Raw genomic sequence first — 22,237 nt, 5'->3', positions numbered from 1 at the left:
AGGAAAAAGATTTCTCTGTTTAGATGAATTTTGCTATTTTTGTGCCACTTATATTCTGAAATAACTTCAGGATCCAGACAAATTCTATATTATGAACATACACGAATATCAAGGAAAAGAGATTTTAGCTAGCTACGGAGTTCGCATTCAACGCGGAATCGTTGCTAATAGTCCAGTAGAAGCTGTTGCTGCTGCTAAACAATTAACTACTGAAACGGGAACGAGTTGGTATGTTGTAAAAGCACAAGTTCATGCAGGTGGACGTGGAAAAGGTGGTGGAGTTAAGCTTGCTAAAAATTTACAACAAGTTGAAGAAATTTCAGAACAAATTATTGGAATGCAATTAGTAACACCTCAAACATCTGCTGAAGGTAAAAAAGTGCATAAAGTTTTAATCGCTGAAGATGTTTATTATCCTGGTGAATCTGAAACTTCTGAGTTTTATGTTTCTGTTTTGTTGAATAGAGCGACTGGTCGTAACATGATTATGTATTCTACTGAAGGTGGAATGGATATTGAAGAAGTTGCTGAGCATACTCCACATTTAATTTTTACTGAAGAAGTTGATCCTTCTGTTGGATTACAAGGTTTTCAAGCAAGAAGAATTGCTTTTAATTTAGGTCTTTCTGGAAATGCTTTCAAAGAAATGGTGAAATTCATTGACTCTTTATATAATGCATATATTGGTTCTGATGCTTCAATGTTTGAAATCAATCCAGTTTTGAAAACATCTGATAATAAAATAATGGCTGTTGATGCTAAAGTAAATATCGATGATAATGCTTTATACAGACAAAAGAAATATGCTGACATGCGTGATATCCGTGAGGAGAATCCAATCGAAGTAGAAGCTAAAGAAGTAGGATTAAATTATGTTGATCTTGATGGTACAGTAGGATGTATGGTTAACGGAGCTGGATTAGCAATGGCAACTATGGATTTAATTAAGTATGCTGGTTTTGAACCTGCAAACTTTCTTGACGTAGGTGGAACTGCTGATGCAAAACGTGTTGAAACTGCTTTCCGTATTATCTTAAAAGATCCAAACGTAAAAGCAATTTTGATTAATATTTTTGGAGGTATTGTTCGTTGTGACCGTGTGGCACAAGGAGTTGTTGATGCTTACAAAAACATGGGTGATGCAATTAAAGTACCAATCATTGTTCGTTTACAAGGTACTAATGCAGCTATTGCAAAAGAATTAATTGATAATTCAGGAATGCCAATTTTATCTGCTGTTGAATTTCAAGAAGCAGCTGATCAAGTTAAAGCAGCACTTTCTTAAATAGAAAAAAGAGTATATATCAAAAAATCCTAAGTGAAAGCTTAGGATTTTTTTGTTATAATTATAAAGAGTGATTTGTCTTTATTTATGATTTTTTGTTCTTTCCGAAATTGTATTTTACTTTTTCTACGACCTGTACTTTTGCATTTCCTTTTGGATATTGTTTTTTGGAAGGTTTTTTAGCTGCGCTAGTTTTTGATGGCGCTTCATCACCTCTAGACTTTTCTTCGTCTCTTGGTTTAGCCTTGAATTCCTTTCTTTCTTTAGTTGCGTCCTTAACAGGAATTTGCGCTTTGTGTTTTGCTAAAACATCATTTGGATTTTTTGGATTTTCTTTTGTTCCGCGTAAATGTATAACTAATCCGTTTAGAAAATTACGCAATACTTGATCGCCACATTCCATATAGTTCTCGTGTTTTTCGTCACGGAAAAATGCACCTAATTCTGATTTAGTAATTCTAAAGTCTACCAATTCTAAAATTTCAACTATTTGGTCGTCACGTAGCATTAAGGCAACACGTAATTTTTTAAAGATATCGTTATTTGTCATCATATTCTATTTTTTTACAAAGGTACGTTTTAAAACGAATTGCGCATCAATTTTAATTTGAGAATTAGAATTGGTTTAAAACTTCAATTATTTTATCTAGATCTTCTTTTTTGTGGTTTGCAGTAATTACAATTCGATTCAAATCTTTAATTTCCGATGCATATTTGAAATTAGCAATTATTATTTTATTTTCTATTAAAATGGGATTAATTGCATCATTTTCGAGGTAAATTAAAGGGTAATCACCGTTAAAATTGAACGCTTCGTTTTTATTCAAGTTTTTTTTAAGGTACGATAAGTTGTCTTTTAGTTTTTGATGTTGTTTGATGTATATTTTTTCAGCATTAGCTATTGTTTGGACAAATGCTGGATTCATTCCTGCACTAGAAACAAAACTGTCGTTTTTTCTTATTTGTTGAATAAATTCAGCATCACTAGCAATTACGCCTCCTGTTAATCCAAAGGCTTTTCCTAAAGAGGATAACATAATTTTTCGCTTAACATTTGGATGGGCTATAGATGAAAAAATACCACAACCATTAGTTCCCAAAATACCAAGAGAATGGGATTCGTCTAGCACTAAAGTAATCTCTTTATTAGCGGGTATAAAATTTAGAAATGAAAAATCAATTGGTTCTGTATTAAAAGAAGGAACAGCATCAGTAAGAATTGTAATTCTTTCTTTTAAATTGTCTAATAGTCTTGGATTCATTTCGTTTTGAACGAAAAACGGAATACTATTTGCACTTTTTATTGCAGTATGTATGTTGGGATAATGAAAAAATTGATCTGTTTGAGATTGCAATACATCAATAGTAATTTTACCTGCTAACATGCCCGAAGAAACAGTAATTGTTGCTTCGGCTTTGATAAATCTAGCTAGAAATTTTTCGCCTTTTTCGTATGCAGTTAATTTTACATTTGCACTTCTTGAGCTGCCATATGCAGTTCCCCATTGTAAAATATTACTGATAAGTATTTTTTGAAATTTTTTATTTGTTGGTAACCCCAAGTAGGCAGTTCCTCCAAAATATAAATAATTTTCATTTTCAACTTTAAGGATTCTATTAGGAAACGAATTAACTTTCATTTTTTATTGTTTTAAAATAACTCCGGTACCATTAAGTTTAGAATAACTAATTTCACCCTCTTTTATAGTAACACCATCTGCAATGTCTTCTGCCAGGAGTAAGGCACCATCCATGTCTACATAATCTAATTGTGGTAATAAATGAGCAATGGCTGAAATTCCTACTGATGATTCAGTCATGCAACCCACCATTGTTTTTAACCCTAATTTTTTTGCTTGCTCGATCATCCTTTTTCCAGGAGTTAACCCACCGCATTTTACAAGTTTAATATTCACCCCATGAAAATGATTGTAACATTTAGCAACATCTTCTTCTATAATGCAGCTTTCATCTGCAATTATTGGTAAAACCGAATATTTGAAAACTTCTTTATGTGCGTCCCAATTGTCTGCTTTCATAGGTTGTTCTAGAAATTCTACACCTAATTTTTTTAATTCAACTGCGTTGTTGATGGTTTCTTCAATTCCCCAACCACAATTTGCATCTATTCTAAAAATGGCATCTGTATGTTTTCTAAGTTCTTTTACTATGGCAATATCTTCGTGTGTTCCTAATTTTATTTTATAAATAGGCCATGGAAGTTCTTTCATTTTTGAGACCATTTTGTCTATTGATGCAATTCCAATTGTATAGTCGGTTAATGGATTGTTTTCAATTGTGTAGTTCCAATATTCATATAGTTTTTTTCCTTTTTTACGAGCGTATAAATCAGTATATGCCATATCTAAAGCGCATAAAGCGAACATATTTTCTTTTAAATAGGGGTGCATCATTTGCCAAAATTCTTCTGGTGTTTGATTTTCAGATTCTTCGATAATGGGACGAATTTTATTTAAATCGGCAATCATCATTGGAACTGTAATGTTATAATATGGATTTGAAGTTGCTTCTCCGTAGCCAGAAAATCCTTCGCTTTCTAATTCAACAATTAAAGAGGGTTGTACATCAATGGATTCTCTTGATATTGTAAATGTATGTTTTAGTTTTAGGATGTATTCTTTTACTATTAATTTCATTTATTTTGGATTTAATACTTTAAAAGTAATGTAATTATATTAAAATTTCACACAAAAGCTTTAGTAACCAAGCCATAGTAATGCTTTTATAAAACCATCACGCCATAATTTTTCATTGTGTTGTCCCCCTTTAACTATTTTTTTTTCATTTAAATGGAGGCAATAACATCTATTTGTATTTAGTAAATATTCCATTCTGTTGAGATCAGAAACCATCTCTTCACTTTCATTATCACCACAAAGAAAGTAGATTTTGGAGTTTATTTTTTTTGAATTTTCGGTAAGACTATATATGTCTTTACTAAACCAAAATGAAGGGGAAAAAACACCCGCTTTTCCAAATACTTTTGGGTATTTTAAAACTGCATAATAGGAGGTAAGACCACCTAAAGAGCTTCCCATAATAATTGTATTTCTAAATTTCGTTTTGGTCCTATAAGTGCTGTCTACTTTTGGTTTCAAAGTTTCAACAATAAACTTTAGATAGGCATCCGCATTTCCTCCTCCATATTTTTCATTTTTATAGGGAGTCAATTCATCGATTCGTTTTTCATTACCATGTTCAATTCCAATAACAATTATTTGGGCATTAATACTATCTAATTTTTCGTCCACATTCCATTCTCCTGCATAAGATGTTTTGGAGTCAAATAGATTTTGAGCATCATGCATATATAAAACAGAAAATTTTTTATTAGTGTCGTAATAATCCTTTGGAAGATAGACCCATATTTTTTTTGTTGTATTTAATTGTGGTGCATTAATGGTAAAAGTAGACACTTGTTTTGTCGCTGTACTTTGTTGTGCAAATAAACCTATAGATGTTAAAAAAAATAGGAATAATAGATTAAATTGTTGAATCACTGTTTGGTCTTTGTTTTTCATTTTAAAAACGATATTTTAGCTAAAAAAAATTATATTAATGGATACTTACGAAGAAAAAAAGAGCTTACTTTTAGATATGATTACTTTTTCTACTGAGAATGGTGTTTTACCTAAAAAAGACTATGACTTTTTATTTGTTATTGCGAATGCTTTAGATTTAGAAAAAGGTGATTTTAATAATTTATTCCTTTTAGAATTACCTAAAATGGCTGCTAAAACAGGATTTAGACGTATGCAGCAGTTTTATCGTTTAGCATTTTTAATGCATAAAGGACGTATTTTAAATGCAAATGAGTCTAATACGATTCATCAAATTTCTATTAGCATGGGAATAAATCCGGATGCTACAAAACGAGTACTTAAAAAGATGGAAAAATCACCTAATACTGTTATCTCACCAGAAGCATTATTGAAAATTTATAAGGAATTTCATGATCAATGAAGTTGCTCTTGAAGCATTTTAATTTCATCACGTAATTTTGCTGCTTGCATAAAATCCAGTTCTTTAGCTGCTTTCTCCATAGATTTGCGTTTTTCTCGAATGCGTTTTTCTATTTGATCTTTTGATAAATATTCAGTTACTGTTTCTGCTGCGGTATTTAATGTATGTCCTAATTCATATTCTACCAAGGGATTTTTAGTAAAAGCACTATCGATTTTCTTGTTTAATGCTTGAGGTATTTGATTGTTTTCGGTATTAAAGTTTATTTGTTTCGTTCTGCGATAGTTTGTTTCGTCAATCGTTTTTTGCATGCTGGCAGTAATTTTATCCGCGTACATTATCGCTTTACCGTTTAGATTTCTGGCTGCTCTACCAATGGTTTGAGTCAATGATCGATGGCTTCTTAAGAAACCTTCTTTATCAGCATCTAAAATTGCAACGAGTGATACTTCGGGTAAATCTAGACCTTCACGTAGTAGGTTTACCCCAATTAATACATCAAAGATACCTTTTCGCAAATCTTGCATGATTTCAATTCGTTCTAAGGTATCAACATCCGAATGTATATAGCGACAACGAATATTAACCTTTGTTAAGTATTTGGCTAATTCTTCTGCCATTCTTTTGGTTAATGTTGTTACAAGAACGCGTTCGTCTAATTCGCATCTCACTTGAATTTCTTCTATTAAATCGTCAATTTGGTTTAAACTAGGTCGGATTTCTATAATAGGATCTAATAATCCAGTAGGTCGAATTACTTGTTCAACAACCACGCCATCCGTTTTTTGTAATTCATAATCGGCTGGAGTAGCTGAAACATAGATTACTTGGTTTTGCATGGCTTCAAATTCCTCAAATTTCAAAGGGCGATTATCCATTGCGGCAGGCAGTCTAAATCCATACTCGACTAAATTTTCTTTTCGAGAACGGTCACCTCCATACATGGCATGTACTTGTGATAAGGTTACGTGACTTTCGTCTACAACCATTAAAAAATCTTTTGGAAAATAATCTAATAAACAGAATGGTCTAGTTCCAGCTAGTCTACCATCGAGGTAGCGGGAGTAATTTTCTATTCCAGAGCAATATCCCAATTCTTTAATCATTTCTAAATCAAAATTGGTACGTTCTTCCAAACGTTTTGCTTCAAGGTGTTTTCCTATTTCTTTAAAATAATCGACTTGTTTGACTAAGTCTTGTTGGATTTCCCAAATTGCACCTTGTAGTACATCTGGTGAAGTCACAAACATATTTGCTGGGTAAATTGTTAGTTTTTCGAATTTTTCAATTACTGCAGCTGTTTTTATATCAAAAGATTCAATTTCTTCAATTTCATCACCAAAGAAATGGATTCGAAAAGCATCATCTGCATAACTTGGATAGACTTCTACAGTATCTCCTTTTATCCTAAAATTTCCGGGAGTAAAATCAGCTTCAGTTCTGGAATATAAGCTCTGAACTAAGCTGTGTAATAATTTGGTTCGTGAAATCGTTTGATCTCTTTCAATTTCAATTACATTTTTTTGAAATTCCACAGGATTTCCAATACCATATAAGCAAGAAACAGATGCAACTACCAATATATCTCTTCTGCCAGAAAGGAGTGAAGAGGTGGTGCTTAAACGCATTTTTTCTAGTTCTTCATTGATTGATAAATCTTTTTCAATAAAGACCCCAGAAACGGGCATAAATGCTTCTGGCTGATAGTAATCATAGTAAGAAACAAAATATTCTACAGCATTATTTGGGAAAAACTGCTTGAACTCTGAATATAATTGTGCGGCCAAAGTTTTATTGTGTGCTAAAACTAATGTGGGTCTTTGTACTTCCTGAATGACGTTAGCAACCGTAAAAGTTTTACCAGAACCGGTTACTCCTAATAATGTTTGGAATTTTTCACCATCAACAATTCCTTGAGTTAATTTTTCAATAGCTTGTGGCTGGTCGCCTTTGGGTAGGTAATCTGATACGACTTGAAAATTCATTGGTATTTTGGGGCAAAGTTTTTAGAATTACAAAGTTACGAAGTTTATAACTATTTTGGACGGAAGTTAATTCTAAAAAAAAAACCATCATGCGAACATGATGGTTTCTATGTAAAAAAAAGTTTATTTAGAAGCTTAAACTTAACCTAGCAAAAACGAATCTTCCGTTTTGTCCAAATTGAGATACATTTCTTGAATAAGTAAATTGATTAGAACTTTTTAATGATTCTAAATTTTCGTCTGGATACACATCAAAAATATTGTTTGCACCTACTACAACTTTAACATTATCAGTAAATTTATATCCTACAGATAGATCAGTTATTACTCTTGCTCCCCAAACCGGATGTTCAACAGCAACGGTTTGCCCATTTACTACAGCAGTGTCAATAGTTCCATCTCCATTTGCATCAGCAGTATTTGGATCTGTAACTTGACCGAAGTACACATTTCTCAAGAAGAAATCGAATTTTTTCACTGACAATGAGTTTGTTAAATTAGCTTTAACTCTTGGCACAGCTTCTTGAAGATATACTCTACTTGATTCAGAATAGTAACGGTTAATTTGCCCGTTATCTGTTAAAATTTGTGAAGCGTGAATATTACCAACTCTTTTTGTACTTGATAATGTTCCTGATAAATCAGTTTTTAATGTTAAACCATTTCCAACATTTGCTTTATGGCTTATAACAACATCGATTCCTCTTGACTCAGTATCAATTGCATTTGCAAAGAAAGTTGCAGCAGTAGCATTTGCATTATCAAACAAAGTGTTTAATTGTGCTGCAGGAGTTCCAGCTGCAGGAGTTCCTCCAGGTCTAGAAAATTGATCTGTAAGTACTACTCTGTCATTAATTTTAACAATATAGGCATCAGCAGTCAAAGTAAGTTTAGCTTCAGGTATTTTTGCAGTAAAACCAACACTTGCACTTTGAGATTCTTCTTGTTTTAATTGTGGAATTCCTAATAATTTAGCAGCTTGCGAATCATTACTGAATGTTCCTACTTCAAATGGTACACCACCTACGAATTGTGTAGCTGTTGAATTAAAATAAATTTGGTGTAATGAAGGAGCTCTAAATCCAGTAGAAACAGCACCACGTAAGTTAATGTTATCTGTTAATTTATAACGAGTCGCTAATTTATAATTTGTAGTGTTACCAAAATCAGAATAATTTTCGAAACGAAGTGCTCCGTTTACTAACCATTTTTCTGTAACATCATATTCTAAATCAGTATATAAAGCTACACTGTTACGACCTTTATCAACTGTATTTGATGGTTTGAAACCAGGAAAAACTTGTGATCCTCCAGGTCTTGCAGAACCATAAAAGTCAGTTACTTTTAATTCAGAAGCTGTAGTTCCTGTTACAATACCACCGTTGATGTCATATTGATTATAAGAATCTGGTACTCCAGCATTAATTTGAAAATTCTCATGTCTGTATTCAGCACCAAAAGCAACGTTTAATTTGTCAAATTTTCTAGACGTATCAAAGTTAGTTGTATTTTGAGAAAAAGCCAATCCACCAGCATCAAATTCAGTAGGAGAATTTTCTCTTAAAGTTGCATTTAATGTGTTTTCAATATTATAATCAAAAGAGTTTCTACCAAAAGTATTACTTAAATCAAAATTCCAAGTTTTGAAGATCATACCTCTAATTCCTGCAGCAGCCGAGATATCATTAATTGTAGAATGAATTTCAGGTAAAAAACCATTAGGAAACAAAGCAGTATAAGCTCTAGATTGATTTGGTCTTCTGTAAAAACCTTCTGCTTGACCTGTTCTATGACTAGTACCACCAAAAGCGTATACTTCAAGATTTTCATTGATTGGGTAAGCAGCATTCAAGAAAAACTGTGCACTTTCCAATGAAGATTGTCCTACTTTCATGTTGAAATCTTTTCTTTCCAGTTTTCTGTAAGCCAATTCACCATCTGTTGCATCAAAATTTAATACCGATTGTAATCCTGTTGCACCATATAATGAAGTTGCATTAGCAATAGAAGATTGTTGAGCTGTTGTAAAATATCCTACTTGAGGAGCATATGTTTTAATAGCAGAAACAATTCCAGCTTCATTAGCTGTTGGGGCAGCTTGAGTTCCAATATTTCCCCATAAAGTATTAATATTTGTTCCAGCTTCTGCAGCTCTTTGTTCAATCGCATTAAAAGCACTGAATAAGGTTCCAGTTGCATCTTTAGCTCTACTCGTTTGTCCTCTTAATTGAAAACTTCCTGTAGCATTGATGAAACTTTTTTCTTTACCTAGACTAGTACCGTAGTTTAAGTCAATTTGTAGATTGTTTCCATCACTACCACCTCTATGATCATTAGCTCCTCTAGATACATTGCTTCCACCTAAAATATTGATGTCTAATTTGTTTGTAGCTTTCTTAACATTGATGTTAATTACACCAGCGATAGCATCAGAACCATATTGAGCAGATGCACCATCTCTTAAAACTTCAATACGATCAATTGCAAAAGCAGGAATAGCATTTAAATCGGTTCCTACTGATCCTCTACCTGGAGATCCATTGATGTTTACTAATGATGAAGTATGTCTTCTTTTTCCATTAACCAAAACTAAAACTTGGTCCGGTCCTAGACCTCTTAATTGAGCTGGGTCAATGTGATCCGTTCCATCCGCTACTGTAGTAGTATTAGAAGTAAACGATGGAGCAACCATGTTTAAAATCTGATTTAAGTTGGCTTGTGGTCCTTGAGAAGATATATCTTTCATACTAATAACATCAATTGGAACAGCAGATTCAGTCACTGTTCTTGCACTGCTACGAGAACCTAATACAACAACATCTTGCAATGTTTCACCATTTCCTACTAATGTAACATTAACGGTTGTACCTGTTACTGTAATTTCTACAGTTTTTAAACCTACATAAGAGAATTGTAAAACAGCACCAATTTCAGCTGTTATACTGTAATTTCCATCTATATCAGTTGTAGTTCCTTTTTTTGTTCCTTTTACAAGGACTGTAACACCAGGTAATGCTTCTCCACTTTCGTCTACTACATGTCCCTTAATGATTTCAGCTACAGCATCAAATGTAGAAAATATCCCTGCATTAAAACCCACTTTAGCACCTTCCTTTTGTAAAACAATTTGGTTGCTTACTTCAGAATAATTAATTTTTAATGGTTTTAAAATGCGATTAAGTACACTTGATAATGCTTCGTTTTCAGCATATACATTTACTTTTTGGTTTAATTGTGACATTCTCGAATTGTACGAAAATTTCACATTTGACAATTTTTCAATTTTTGTTAAAACAACATCTAAGTTCAAATCAGTTACAGAGATTGAAATCTTTGTATCTAGTTTTTTTTGACCTCTGATTGTATTTGCAAATGTCACACTGGAGAAGACAAATGCTAAGACTAATTGTAATAAGGTTATTTTCATAATTCGAATAAATAGTCGTTGGTTGAGGACGTTTTTTTTCATAGTTTTGGTCTGTTTTTATTAATACTCGTTAGTTGGGTTATTTTTAGAACATAACAATTACTCTTTACAGAGAGCTAATTGTTTTAATTCAAGGCGTCGAGAATGTTACAGCATTTTCGGCGTTTTTTTTTTAGTCTATTTATTCATAGGCAATATTATGTTAGTTGCATCCATTTGATATAATAATAATTTGGTTTCCATTCATTTCGTAGCTAGTATTGTTTCCAAGACTTTTGCAAATAATTTTAAGTTTTTCAGGTAAAGGTTGGTCACTTAATGATGTAGTAAGATAACAGTCTTTTAACTTGGCTTTTGGAAAATCAATATTCACTAAATAAGCTTGTTCTATCGTTTTTAAAATTTGAGCAACAGGAATATCTGAGAATTCAAATCCTAATTGCTCAATATTACTTGTTGAATTAATTAATACTTTATCCTGTGTAATGTCAGTTATTTTATTAAAAGTGGCGCTTTTTCGAATAAATCGTAGGGCTTGATTGGGTAATAAAACAATCAAATTGTCTTTTTTATTTGTGATTTGTTGATTTGACAAAACTTTTACTTTTCCTGTTCTAACAACAACTTCAACATTAGGTTGGTCTGCGTATGCTTTTATTTTAAAACTAGTTCCTACAACTTTAGTAACAATTTCATTAGCATATACAAAAAAAGGTTTTTTCGGATTTTTGCTAATTTCAAAAAAACCTTCACCAGAAAGATACACTTTTCTCTCATTTCCCACAAATATTTTGGGATAACTTAGTTTACTTTTAGGTTGTAATAATACAGAACTGCCATCTGATAATGTAATGGTTTGCGGTTTGTTTGAGTTATTAGTTTGCTCCACTAAACCTTCATTATTATCATCTATAAGCTTATTGTAGACTAATGAGTTGTTGTTGTCTGAATTTGTATAGTTGTATAAAAAACCAGTTAATAAACTTATTAGTACTACTGCTGCAACGCGATTTAACCATTTTTGCCCCCAAAGTTTAATTATAGGCTTGTTAATTTTATTTTGATTTTTTTCTTTTATTTCAATTTTATTCCAAGTTGCTTCTAATGCATTCTGGATTTGATCTGAAGATAGATTAGAACTAGGAACTTTCAAAGCTAAAAGCCATAACCGTGCTTCTTCAACTAGTTTAGCCCGACTTGAGTTTTCTAATGTCCATTCTTCCCAATAGTATTGGTCGTCATTGGAGCACACCCATAATTGGAATGAATTGTCAGCTAAAAAGTGCTTTATATCTGTATATTTGTTGCGATCTTGCATTAAAAAAATAGTATTACAATTATATAGAGGACCCTTTTCTAAAAGGATACTCACTAAAAGCGATTTTTTTTTAATTTTATTTTTTTACTTGAAAAAAAATGAAAATAGAAGTGTAATTAGGGGAACGTTTGTTCTCCATTCTCTTCGAATGCTTAATAAAGCGCGATGTAAAAGGTTGTTGGCTGACTGATAATTGATGTCAAGTGTATCTGCAATTTGGTCTACAGATAATTCTTGAGTGTAACGCAAATATAAAGCCTCTTTTTGTCGAGAAGGTAAATCGTTAATTAATTGATTAAGATGTGAAACTTTTATGGTAGTAGTTTCATCAGCTATTAAATTATGTTCTATTGAAAAATCAAATAAAAACGGAAGTGTTTCTATAGGGCTACTAAGTGAAAAAATGCGATCTCGAACTTGCAATCTCCTAATTCGCTTGCGAACGCAAGATAATAAATACGCTTTTACGACAACATTATCAGATAATTTTTCTCTATAAATCCAAATATCAGTAAATACATCTTGAATACAGTCTTGTACTTTTTCAGGAAAGGGAATAAACGAATTTCCATAACGTACTAAATGCGGGTAATGCTTTTTAAAGAGTATTGAAAAAGCATTTTCGTCGCCTTCTTTTAGACTTTTCCAAATTTTGGAGTCATCTAGAGTTTCGGTATGTAGTTTTAACTTTTCCACAATTTGATCAAGATTAATTCATTTCTAAATAATAAATTAAAACAAACATTTTGGTGTTTGATACCAATAGATTCAAATAAAAAAGCAACAATAAATGGGGCGGATATTGTTCAATTTATAGTTAGTTTGTTTTTTTATTACAGCTCTCTAGGGAACGTAATTAGTAATTTTGGTAATTATTTATATGATTACTTTTTCAAACTTACATAAAATTAAGTTAAAACATGTTTTTATTATTAAAAAATAGGGAGAAATACAACAATCGATAATTAGTTGCGTGTTTTTTTGGGTAAAATAATTTTTTTACACTTTCATTATTAAATTAATAATGAAGGCTTTTTTTTAACTTCATTTTAGATTTATTATTGAAGTATTATTAATGCTATAAGTTATAATTCAGTTCTTTTGATCTTCAAAAAGTGAGTTTGTAATAACTTACATTCTTATGATTTTAGAACTTCCATTCTTTTTGCTGTTTTTCACTTAAAAATGTCCAAGCAACAATACGGCTAATTTTTTGGCCTTGAGCCATGTCAATTGTCTTTATTTCAACAACGTTTGCTTTATTCAGTGTTTTGTAAATACTGGTAAGATGAGATTGTTTTGATACTAATGTAGTAAACCAAAGGCATTGCATAGGATATTTAGCACTTTCATAAATCATTTGAGTGATAAAACCAAGTTCTCCACCTTCACACCACAATTCGGCATTTTGTCCACCAAAATTCAAAACCGCTTTTGTGGTTTTTCTGGTATTTTCTAGATTTTTTACTTTTCTTAAAGCACTTTTTGAAGCTTCTTCTGGAGAAGAATGAAATGGAGGGTTGCAAATAGTAAATGCAAACTTGTCTTCGGGTGTAATGATGTTTTTAAATATAAAACGAGATTCATTCTGTTGCTGTAGACTTATAGAATCTATCATCTTTGGGTTTCCTTCAATTATTTTCCTACAATTTTCAATTGCTTTCTCGTCAATGTCGGTACCTACAAAACTCCAACCGTAAACTGAATTTCCTATTATTGGATAGATACAATTAGCTCCAATTCCAACATCTAAACCTTCAACTGTATTGCCTTGGGGGATCACACCGTTATTGCTTGAAGCTAATAAATCAGCGAGATAGTGTATGTAATCCGCTCTACCGGGAATGGGTGGGCAAAGATAATTTTTCGGAATATCCCAGTATTTTATATTGTAGTATGTAATTAATAAGGCTTTGTTTAAAGTCTTAACAGCTTCAGGTTCGCTAAAATCTATTGTTTCAATACCGTGTTCATTGATAGAAACATGTTGTTGTAATTCAGGAAGTCTTTCTGTTAAAAGGCTAAAATCGTATCGGAATCGGTGTGGATTTCTTGGATGTAAATTTGTTTTCTCAGTAATCGTCTTAGACATGATTTTATTATTTCAGGACAAAGATAAAATTTATTATTTCATCAAAGTCGACAGCAAGTTATATAAAAAAGAATAGGTACAATGTTTTATTACAGATTAGTTTTTTATTTAAAAATCAATCGGAACATTCCATCATCAATAAATCCCCTTCAGCATGCTCAATTATTACAATTCCATCTTTAGTAACATGATTACTGCTTCCGGTTCTATAGCCAATTGTTAAGCTGTCATTTTGCAATGGATAAAATAAATTTTCTGAATGAATTCCTGTCACATGTCCTATCGGGATTAATGAAATCACAGTATTTGCTGTGTACCATTTTTCAAATTTTTTTGGTAAAAGAAATACTTTTGAGTGGTCGTCTAAAATTACAATTTTCAATTTTTCTCTATAACGAACTATGTTTGTCAAATTGGTTATAGTATGATCGGTGCGTCTTCCTGTTGCCCAGATTACATTTACAGCGGGTATTTTTCTTTCATAGAGGTAGTCAAAAGCTTTTTCTAAATCGGTTTTGTTTTGATCAGGAGTATGTACTATCTCAATTGGATATTGTTTTTCTTTATAGTAATTAGCATCAAAATCGCGATCAAAATCACCGAGTAATACATCCACTTTTATATCTAATTCCATTACTCTTTCCATGGCAGAGTCTAATACAATTACTAATGGAGACCATTCTAATAATTGACCTAATAATTCAGGATTGCATGACGCACCGTTTGCTATTATTAATGCTGGTTCTTGGTCATCGCGGACGATATGATGTGAGGACATTTTCTTGGGTAAAGATTAGGAAGTGGTCATTGTTAATTTAAAAAACAGGGTAAAGATAGAAAATAGTTTTTAATTCTATAATGTGCCTTTTTAAGACAATTATATTGGTTTTAAGTATATAATTTTTTTATTGTATTGTATACGTTTTGGTATCCACTTCACTTAATGAAAAATAACCAAGAGGGTAGTCTTCTTTATTTGTTGTATTGATTATGTTTCCTCTTACAGTTGCGGGGGGAGATTGGAAAGGCCCGCCACCATTGCCTCCTGCGATGCTAACTAGTACATTCATGTAGTTGTAATATTGTTTAGAGATGCCATAATGAGTGACTATGACTTCATCGCCTACTTTTAAATTATCAGATTGTGAAATACTAAAAAAAGGATTCCCTTGAAAAAAAGTATCTTCATCAGTATAAAAATTTTGAGTTACTTGATTGGAATAACTGTATTTGTATAAATAATAATTCGTTTCAATAGCAGGGTCTGTATAATATGTCTTTATTTCTATATTGTTTCCTGTAAAGCCGCCTTCATTATTTTGAATAATTTCGCTTATGGGTGCAATAGATTTCATGGTTTCGGTTGCATGGTAGGTTTGACCGCCGTTTAGGATTGTTAGCGTGTACGTTTCGTCTATTTTTGGTATAAAATTAGTGCAAATATATTCTCCTGTTTGTTGTGCTTCTGTAAAAATAAAAGTAGCATTTGTCGCATTTGTTATATAAACTGTGGCTCCAGAAACTACAGGTATCAAATTGTCATAATAATTTGTAGTTGTTGTTAACTTTATGCTTTGTCTATTTCCTATGGTGTTTTTGTACCAATTAATAGATGCTTCTATAACAAGTTTTGGTGAATCCGTTTTTAAATTAACTTGAACCACTTCCTCGCAACTGCATAATAAAAGAGTAGTTAGCACTGCTATTAAGAAATTTATATGTTTCATTAGATTAAAATTTAAAGTTATAACTTACTGCAGGAACAATTCCGAAAATAGATGTTTTTACAGCTTCATTGTTACCTGTTTCATTGTTTTGTCGAAAGTTGATTGAAGCAGCATTTTTGCGATTATAAATATTGTAAATACTAAAAACCCATTCTCCTTTCCAGTTGCGATTGTTGTTTTTGACAGGAGTTAATGTAGCTGAAAGATCTAAATGATGATAAGTAGGTAATCGATTTTCATTTCGTAATCCATAACTAGGAACGGTAATTCCTAAGTATTGGTATTGCCCTTTTGGGTAGCTAGCTGGTTGACCAGTTTGCAAGGCAAAATTGGCTCCAAAAGACCATTTTTGATTTAACGTATAGGTACTCGTAATAGCAAGATTGTGTGTTTTGTCATAAACGGAATTGTACCATTTGCCATTATTTATTCCTAATTCTCCTTCTGATCTTCCTTGAGTTTGTTGTTCTGATTTGGATAGGGTGTAGGAAATCCACCCATTCAATTTGCCTTCGTTTTTTCGAATCATTATCTCTAATCCATAGGATCTCAATTGTCCATTTAGAATAATTTGTTCGATGGACTTATTTGCAATCAAATCAGCTCCGTCAATATAGTCTAATCTGTTTTGTACTTCCTTATAATACGTTTCCAATTCTAGAGAATACTGCCCATCCTTGAAATTTTTAAAATATCCTAAAGCAACTTGATCAGCAATTTGTGGTTTGATAAAGTTGTCACTTGGCGTCCAGACGTCCAGTGGAGTAGGTGAGGATGTATTAGAAATCAATTGTAAATACTGCACCATTCTATTATAACTAGCTTTGATGGACTGTTCGTCATTAATTTTATAGGCTAACGAAAAACGAGGTTCTAAATTATTATAGCTTTTAATTGTTTTATTTTTATCGTAGAATTGGGTGCTTATTGGAGTCGCTTTTTCATAGATCTGTAAATCTGTATTGAAGACAACAGGGTTATTATTGGCATAAATATTTACGGTTGATTTTCCTAATCTATAAAACTGACTGTATCGTAAACCATAAGATAAAGATATTTTTTTAGAAATATTCTGGTCGGCGCTAATGTATAGAGAAGGTTCGAAGGCGTATTTTTTGTCTAGTTGATCAAAATTTATTCCTGAATTAGCATCAGATGGAGTTATAGTACCTGGATTGAACTCGTAATAGATGGCATTCATCCCGTAATTCAATTTGAAATTATCAGAAATGTAATTCTTGAAATCATATTTGATATTGTAATTCTTAATGCCAGAATCCCATTTGAATCCTACAAAATCAAGATCTAGCCCATAGTAATAATCACTGTATATAAGAGATAAATTCGAAAATAATTTATCTGTAAATAAATGATTCCACCTTAAATTTAAAATAGAGTTTCCATACGTATTGCTGAAACTTTTACTTAAAGAAAATACGTCTCTTCCAAAATATCCAGATAAATATAAATTGTTATTAGGGTTTAATTTATAACTTAATTTGGTGTTCAGGTCATAGAAGTAGGCGGTGTTTTTCTTTTGCTTTTCGGATAATTTCAAAAATAGATGGGCATACGAACTTCGGCCTCCAATAAGGAATGAACCTTTGTTTTTCACCAATGGTCCTTCGGCCAAAATGCGGCTTGAGATTAATCCTATTCCGCCATTCATATGAAACCCTTTGCTGCTACCATCTTTTTGATAAATATCTAAAACCGATGAGGCTCTTCCTCCAAAACGGGCTGGAATTCCTCCTTTGTATAATTTTAAATCTTTAATCGCATCTGGATTAAATACAGAAAAGAAGCCAAAGACATGTGAGGAATTAAATATGGTTGCTTCGTCTAGTAAAATTAAATTTTGGTCGGCTCCACCACCTCGTACATTGAAGCCAGATGCTCCTTCACCAGCATTTGTAACTCCAGGAAGTAATAATAGTGATTTAAGGACATCAACTTCACCCAGCACAACAGGCATTTTTTTAATCGTGGAAATGGAGAGTTTATTTACACTCATCTCGGGAGATTTTATATTGGCTTCTCCCTTATTATTAGTGATAATTACTTCTTTCAATTCTTCACCGCTTTCAGTCAAGCTACTATTTATTTTTTTATTTTCAGAAAGTGTTATGTTTTGTGAAAATGTATTAAAACCGATATGACTTATTAAAATGGTGTAGTTGCCTTTTGGAAGCGTAATGGAATAGAAACCGTACTCATTAGTAAAGGCTGTTGATTTTGTTTCGGGAATATACACATTAACACCAATAAGAGTTTCGTTGTTTTTTATATCTGTAATTATTCCACTAAGTGTAAATTTATCTTGAGAAAAGGAAGAAATAGTAATTAATAGAAAAATAAAAAGGAAGCTGTATTTTTTCGAAATCATTTCTTAGTTTTTGAATTACAAATTTGGTTAAAAGATAAGTAAATTGTAGCTAAACAAAGATTAAAATTTTATTAATAAAAAAAGGCAACTATTTCCAGTTGCCTTTTTTAGGTATAATTTACGGTAAAATAGATTTACGCGATTTTTGCTAATATTGCATTAAATGTTGCGCTAGGACGCATTGCTTTGCTTGTTAATTCTGGATTTGGTTGGTAATAGCCACCAATTTCTTGTGGTTTTCCTTGTGCTCCAATTAATTCAGTATTTATCTTAGCTTCGTTTTCTTCAAATTCTTTTGCGATTGGCGCAAAAATAGCACGCAATTCAGCATCTTTACCTTGGTTAGCAAGTGCTTCAGCCCAATACATTGCTAAATAAAAATGAGAACCACGATTATCAATTTGGCCTATTTTTCTTGAAGGAGATTTATCATTTTTCAGGAAAGCATCATTGGCTTCATCTAAAGTTTCTGATAAAATAATTGCTTTTGAGTTGTTTAGGGATTGTCCTAAATGTTCTAAAGAAGCTCCTAATGCTAAAAACTCACCTAATGAGTCCCAACGTAAGTATCCTTCTTTAGTGAATTGTTCTACGTGTTTTGGAGCTGATCCACCTGCACCAGTTTCAAACAATCCACCACCATTCATTAATGGAACGATAGATAACATTTTTGCTGAGGTTCCTACTTCTAAAATAGGGAATAAGTCAGTTAAGTAATCACGTAATACATTTCCTGTTACAGAGATTGTGTCTAATCCGTCTTTGATTCTTACTAATGTGAAATTAGTTGCTTCAATTGGGTTTAAAATACGAATATCAAGTCCAGTTGTGTCGTAATCTTTTAAGTATGTTTTTACTTTTTCAATTAATTGTCTGTCATGCGCTCTGTTTTCATCTAACCAGAAAACAGCAGGAGTGTTTGATAAACGTGCTCTATTTACAGCTAGTTTTACCCAGTCTTGTATTGGAGCATCTTTGGCTTGACACATTCTAAAAATGTCTTTAGCTTCAACTGCCTGTTCCATTAATACAGTTCCTTTTGTGTCAACAACACGTACAACACCATTTCCAGTCATTTGGAACGTTTTGTCATGAGAACCATATTCTTCTGCTTTTTGTGCCATCAAACCTACGTTTGGTACACTTCCCATTGTTGTAGGGTCAAAAGCACCATTCTTTTTACAGAAATCGATTGTTGCAGTATAGATACCTGAGTAACATCTATCAGGAATGATAGCTAAAGTATCTTGTTGTTTTCCATCTTTATTGAACATTTGTCCTGAAGTACGAATCATTGCTGGCATAGATGCATCAACAATAACGTCAGAAGGCACGTGAAGATTTGTAATTCCTTTGTCCGAATTAACCATCGCTAATGCAGGACCGTTTTCGATTGCTTTATTTATGGCAGCTTCCACTTCAGCTTGCTCTGGGCGTCCAGCGATTTTTGCATAAACATCACCTAAACCATTTCTAGTGTCAACGTTTAATTCATCAAATAATTTAGCATATTTTTCGAAAACAGCTGCGAAGTATACTTCTACAATTGCACCAAAAATAATAGGATCAGAAACTTTCATCATAGTTGCTTTCAAGTGAACTGAAAGTAATATGTTGTTTTTCTTAGCTTCGGCAATTGCTTTGGTAACAAATGCTTTTAAAGCTTTTAAATGCATTACAGAGCTGTCTATGATTTCACCCACTTTTAGAGGAGTACTTTCTTTAAGAACAGTTGTTTTTCCATCTTCGGAAACAAATTCAATTTTAACATCCGTGGCTTCTTTTAGTGTAATTGATTTTTCACTTCCGTAAAAATCACCAGTTTCCATTGAGGCTACTTCTGTTTTAGAATCTGCTGACCATGCTCCCATTGAATGTGGGTTTACTTTTGCGTAATTCTTAACTGCTTTTGGTGCTCTACGGTCTGAATTTCCTTCACGTAAAACAGGATTTACTGCAGAACCTAATATTTTAGAATACTTTTTCTTGATTTCATTTTCCTCTTTATTTTGAGGTTCTTCAGGAAAATTTGGAATTTTATACCCATGAGCTTGAAGTTCAGCAATTGCTTCTTTTAATTGAGGAACAGATGCAGAAATATTTGGTAATTTGATAATGTTTGCTTCTGGATCATTAGCTAGTTTTCCAAGTTCAGCTAAAGCATCTTTTACTTTTTGATCTTCATTTAAAAATTCTGGAAAGTTTGCTAGTATTCTTGCTGCTAACGAAATGTCTTCCGTTTCAATTTCAATTCCTGCAGTTGCAGTAAATGCTTTAACAATTGGTAAAAAAGAATAAGTTGCCAATAAAGGCGCCTCATCTGTCAAAGTGTAAACAATTTTTGATTTTTCAGTCATTATTTTTATTTTTATAATCGTATCCTTAAATATGCTAGGATGTGGAATGTATGTTTTGCTTAAAATTAAGCGAAGCAAATATATGAAAATCAGAGTATAATTGGATAGGATTTTGTATAGAAAAATACGAATTATAGTATAACTAACGAGTTAACCTCAAATTGTGATTTTTATTTTTAGTTTATACTCTGAATAATGCAAAAAAAAGCCCCGACAATGTCGAGGCTTTTATGATAAAGAGACAGTTGACTATCTTCTTTTGTCTTTAATTTTTGCTTTTTTACCAGTAAGTTCTCTGAAGTAGAAAATTCTAGCTCTACGAACTGCACCTTTTTTGTTGATTTCAACTTTTTGTAAAGCTGGCAAGTTTACAGGGAAGATACGCTCAACTCCTACTGCACCTGACATTTTACGAATAGTAAAAGTTTCTGTGTTACCAGAACCTCTTCTTTGGATAACAACTCCTTTAAAAAACTGTGTTCTAGTTTTTTCACCCTCTTTAATTTCGTAGTAAACTGTGATTGTGTCTCCAGCTCCGAATACAGGGAAATCTTTTCTTGCAACTAATTCGTCTTGAACGAATTTCATTAAATCTGCCATGATAATTTTAATTATGGTTTTTTATCAAATCAACATTCACGGATCTCGCCAGAGGTTAATCTAAAGTGGGTGCAAAAGTAAATAATTATTTTGAATTATAAATTATAAATTTTGAATTATTTAAACACTTATTTAGAGTCATTTATAATTTAAAATGCAACATTTAAAATTATTCTTCATCAAGTAAATCTGGGCGTCTTGTTTTAGTATGTTCATACGCCTTATCTTCTCGCCATTTATCTATTTTGGCAAAATTACCGCTTGTCAAAACATCAGGAACTTTCCAGCCTTTGTAATCAGCAGGTCTTGTATATATAGGTCCTGACAATAAACCATCCTGAAAACTATCGGTCAACGCTGAGGTTTCATCACTCAAAACACCTGGAATCAATCGAATCAACGCATCCGATAAAACCAATGCGCCCAATTCTCCACCACTCAATACATAATCGCCAATAGATATTTCTTTGGTAATAAAATGATCTCGAACTCTTTGATCTACTCCTTTATAATGTCCACATAGAATAATAATATTCTCATACATCGACATGGTATTGGCCATTTTTTGGTTCAATGTTTCTCCGTCAGGTGACATATAGATGATTTCATCGTAGGCTCTTTCACTTTTTAAATGAGTAATGCAGGCATCAATCGGCTGTACGGTCATCACCATACCAGCACCACCACCATAAGGATAGTCATCTACACTTTTCTGTCTGTTGGTAGTGTAGTCGCGCAAATTATGAAAATGTACTTCTACTAATCCTTTGTCAATAGCGCGTTTCATAATAGAAGCTTCAAACGGACTCCTTAATAGTTCTGGTAAAACGGTAACAATATCAATGCGCATAATTTCTTTTCTAAGTTATGAAGCCGCAAAGGTACAAAGTTTTTAAGATTCAAAAATTCACTTCTGCTATAAGTTATTTAGGAAGCAATTTCCAGCTGTCCACTTTATCTATTGTGCCAAACCCTGGCACAATAGGATGCCGTTTCCATCTGGGCTAGGGGTAAGTGGAATTTGGGGTCTTATAAAATATTAACTTTAAATAACTACTTCCTTTAAAAACGATATG

Annotated in this window: 17 protein-coding genes; 2 read left to right on the top strand and 15 right to left on the bottom strand. The window is 32.4% G+C overall.

What is annotated here, in order from left to right:
- The first annotated feature begins 91 nt into the window (after positions 1-91).
- Positions 92-1,285, top strand: coding sequence for an ADP-forming succinate--CoA ligase subunit beta (sucC, locus tag AB3G39_RS13955; RefSeq protein WP_367768227.1), 1,194 nt, complete (start codon positions 92-94; stop codon positions 1,283-1,285).
- Between the two features lie 85 nt (positions 1,286-1,370).
- Here the strand turns inward: sucC and AB3G39_RS13950 are convergent, their stop codons facing one another.
- The 4 genes from AB3G39_RS13950 to AB3G39_RS13935 all read right to left on the bottom strand — a co-directional run bounded on the left by AB3G39_RS13950 (position 1,371) and on the right by AB3G39_RS13935 (position 4,827).
- The gene (locus AB3G39_RS13950) at positions 1,371-1,835 is read right to left on the bottom strand and encodes a DUF1456 family protein (protein WP_369754074.1); all 465 of its coding nucleotides are present in this window, start codon (positions 1,833-1,835) and stop codon (positions 1,371-1,373) included.
- Between the two features lie 64 nt (positions 1,836-1,899).
- Positions 1,900-2,925, bottom strand: coding sequence for an aminotransferase class I/II-fold pyridoxal phosphate-dependent enzyme (locus AB3G39_RS13945; RefSeq protein WP_367768230.1), 1,026 nt, complete (start codon positions 2,923-2,925; stop codon positions 1,900-1,902).
- Between the two features lie 3 nt (positions 2,926-2,928).
- Complete coding sequence (locus tag AB3G39_RS13940) at positions 2,929-3,942, bottom strand: dipeptide epimerase (RefSeq protein ID WP_369753368.1); 1,014 nt, start codon at positions 3,940-3,942, stop codon at positions 2,929-2,931.
- Between the two features lie 60 nt (positions 3,943-4,002).
- Positions 4,003-4,827 carry an alpha/beta hydrolase gene (locus AB3G39_RS13935; RefSeq protein WP_369753369.1) on the bottom strand — a complete coding sequence of 275 codons (825 nt, stop codon included), beginning with the start codon at positions 4,825-4,827 and terminating at the stop codon, positions 4,003-4,005.
- A gap of 37 nt (positions 4,828-4,864) precedes the next feature.
- Here AB3G39_RS13935 and AB3G39_RS13930 point away from each other — a divergent pair, with 37 nt between their 5' ends.
- Positions 4,865-5,269: an excinuclease ABC subunit B gene (locus tag AB3G39_RS13930; RefSeq protein ID WP_367751796.1), complete on the top strand. Its 405-nt coding sequence runs from the start codon at positions 4,865-4,867 to the stop codon at positions 5,267-5,269.
- On the opposite strand, the gene uvrB is transcribed toward AB3G39_RS13930, so the two are convergent.
- From uvrB to trmD, 11 genes are all read right to left on the bottom strand, one after another.
- On the bottom strand, positions 5,263-7,254 hold the full coding sequence (gene uvrB, locus AB3G39_RS13925; RefSeq protein ID WP_369765500.1) for an excinuclease ABC subunit UvrB: 1,992 nt from the start codon (positions 7,252-7,254) through the stop codon (positions 5,263-5,265). The genes AB3G39_RS13930 and uvrB overlap by 7 nt on opposite strands.
- Before the next feature lie 127 nt (positions 7,255-7,381).
- Entirely contained in the window at positions 7,382-10,723 is a 3,342-nt protein-coding gene (locus tag AB3G39_RS13920) for a TonB-dependent receptor domain-containing protein (RefSeq protein WP_367768238.1), read from the bottom strand.
- 160 nt (positions 10,724-10,883) lie between these two features.
- Entirely contained in the window at positions 10,884-11,999 is a 1,116-nt protein-coding gene (locus tag AB3G39_RS13915) for a FecR family protein (protein WP_369765499.1), read from the bottom strand.
- An 84-nt stretch (positions 12,000-12,083) separates the two neighbouring features.
- Entirely contained in the window at positions 12,084-12,695 is a 612-nt protein-coding gene (locus AB3G39_RS13910) for an RNA polymerase sigma factor (RefSeq protein ID WP_369765498.1), read from the bottom strand.
- A 451-nt stretch (positions 12,696-13,146) separates the two neighbouring features.
- Positions 13,147-14,091, bottom strand: a complete 945-nt coding sequence (gene rlmF / locus AB3G39_RS13905) for a 23S rRNA (adenine(1618)-N(6))-methyltransferase RlmF (RefSeq protein WP_369765497.1) — start codon at positions 14,089-14,091, stop codon at positions 13,147-13,149.
- 115 nt (positions 14,092-14,206) lie between these two features.
- Positions 14,207-14,869: a thiamine diphosphokinase gene (locus AB3G39_RS13900; protein ID WP_369765496.1), complete on the bottom strand. Its 663-nt coding sequence runs from the start codon at positions 14,867-14,869 to the stop codon at positions 14,207-14,209.
- Positions 14,870-14,996: 127 nt separating this feature from the next.
- Positions 14,997-15,818: a DUF4249 domain-containing protein gene (locus tag AB3G39_RS13895; protein ID WP_369765495.1), complete on the bottom strand. Its 822-nt coding sequence runs from the start codon at positions 15,816-15,818 to the stop codon at positions 14,997-14,999.
- A gap of 4 nt (positions 15,819-15,822) precedes the next feature.
- A complete protein-coding gene (locus tag AB3G39_RS13890; RefSeq protein ID WP_369765494.1) occupies positions 15,823-18,204 on the bottom strand; it encodes a carboxypeptidase-like regulatory domain-containing protein in 2,382 nt (793 codons plus the stop codon).
- A gap of 134 nt (positions 18,205-18,338) precedes the next feature.
- Entirely contained in the window at positions 18,339-20,561 is a 2,223-nt protein-coding gene (locus AB3G39_RS13885; RefSeq protein WP_367768256.1) for an NADP-dependent isocitrate dehydrogenase, read from the bottom strand.
- A 249-nt stretch (positions 20,562-20,810) separates the two neighbouring features.
- Positions 20,811-21,161 carry a 50S ribosomal protein L19 gene (gene rplS / locus AB3G39_RS13880; protein WP_367751816.1) on the bottom strand — a complete coding sequence of 117 codons (351 nt, stop codon included), beginning with the start codon at positions 21,159-21,161 and terminating at the stop codon, positions 20,811-20,813.
- Positions 21,162-21,330: 169 nt separating this feature from the next.
- Complete coding sequence (gene trmD, locus AB3G39_RS13875) at positions 21,331-22,011, bottom strand: tRNA (guanosine(37)-N1)-methyltransferase TrmD (protein ID WP_367768259.1); 681 nt, start codon at positions 22,009-22,011, stop codon at positions 21,331-21,333.
- Positions 22,012-22,237: the final 226 nt, after the last annotated feature.

It is taken from the genome of Flavobacterium sp. WC2416, assembly GCF_041200095.1.
Taxonomy (GTDB): Bacteria; Bacteroidota; Bacteroidia; order Flavobacteriales; family Flavobacteriaceae; genus Flavobacterium.
This window is presented reverse-complemented; position numbering and strand designations above follow the sequence as displayed.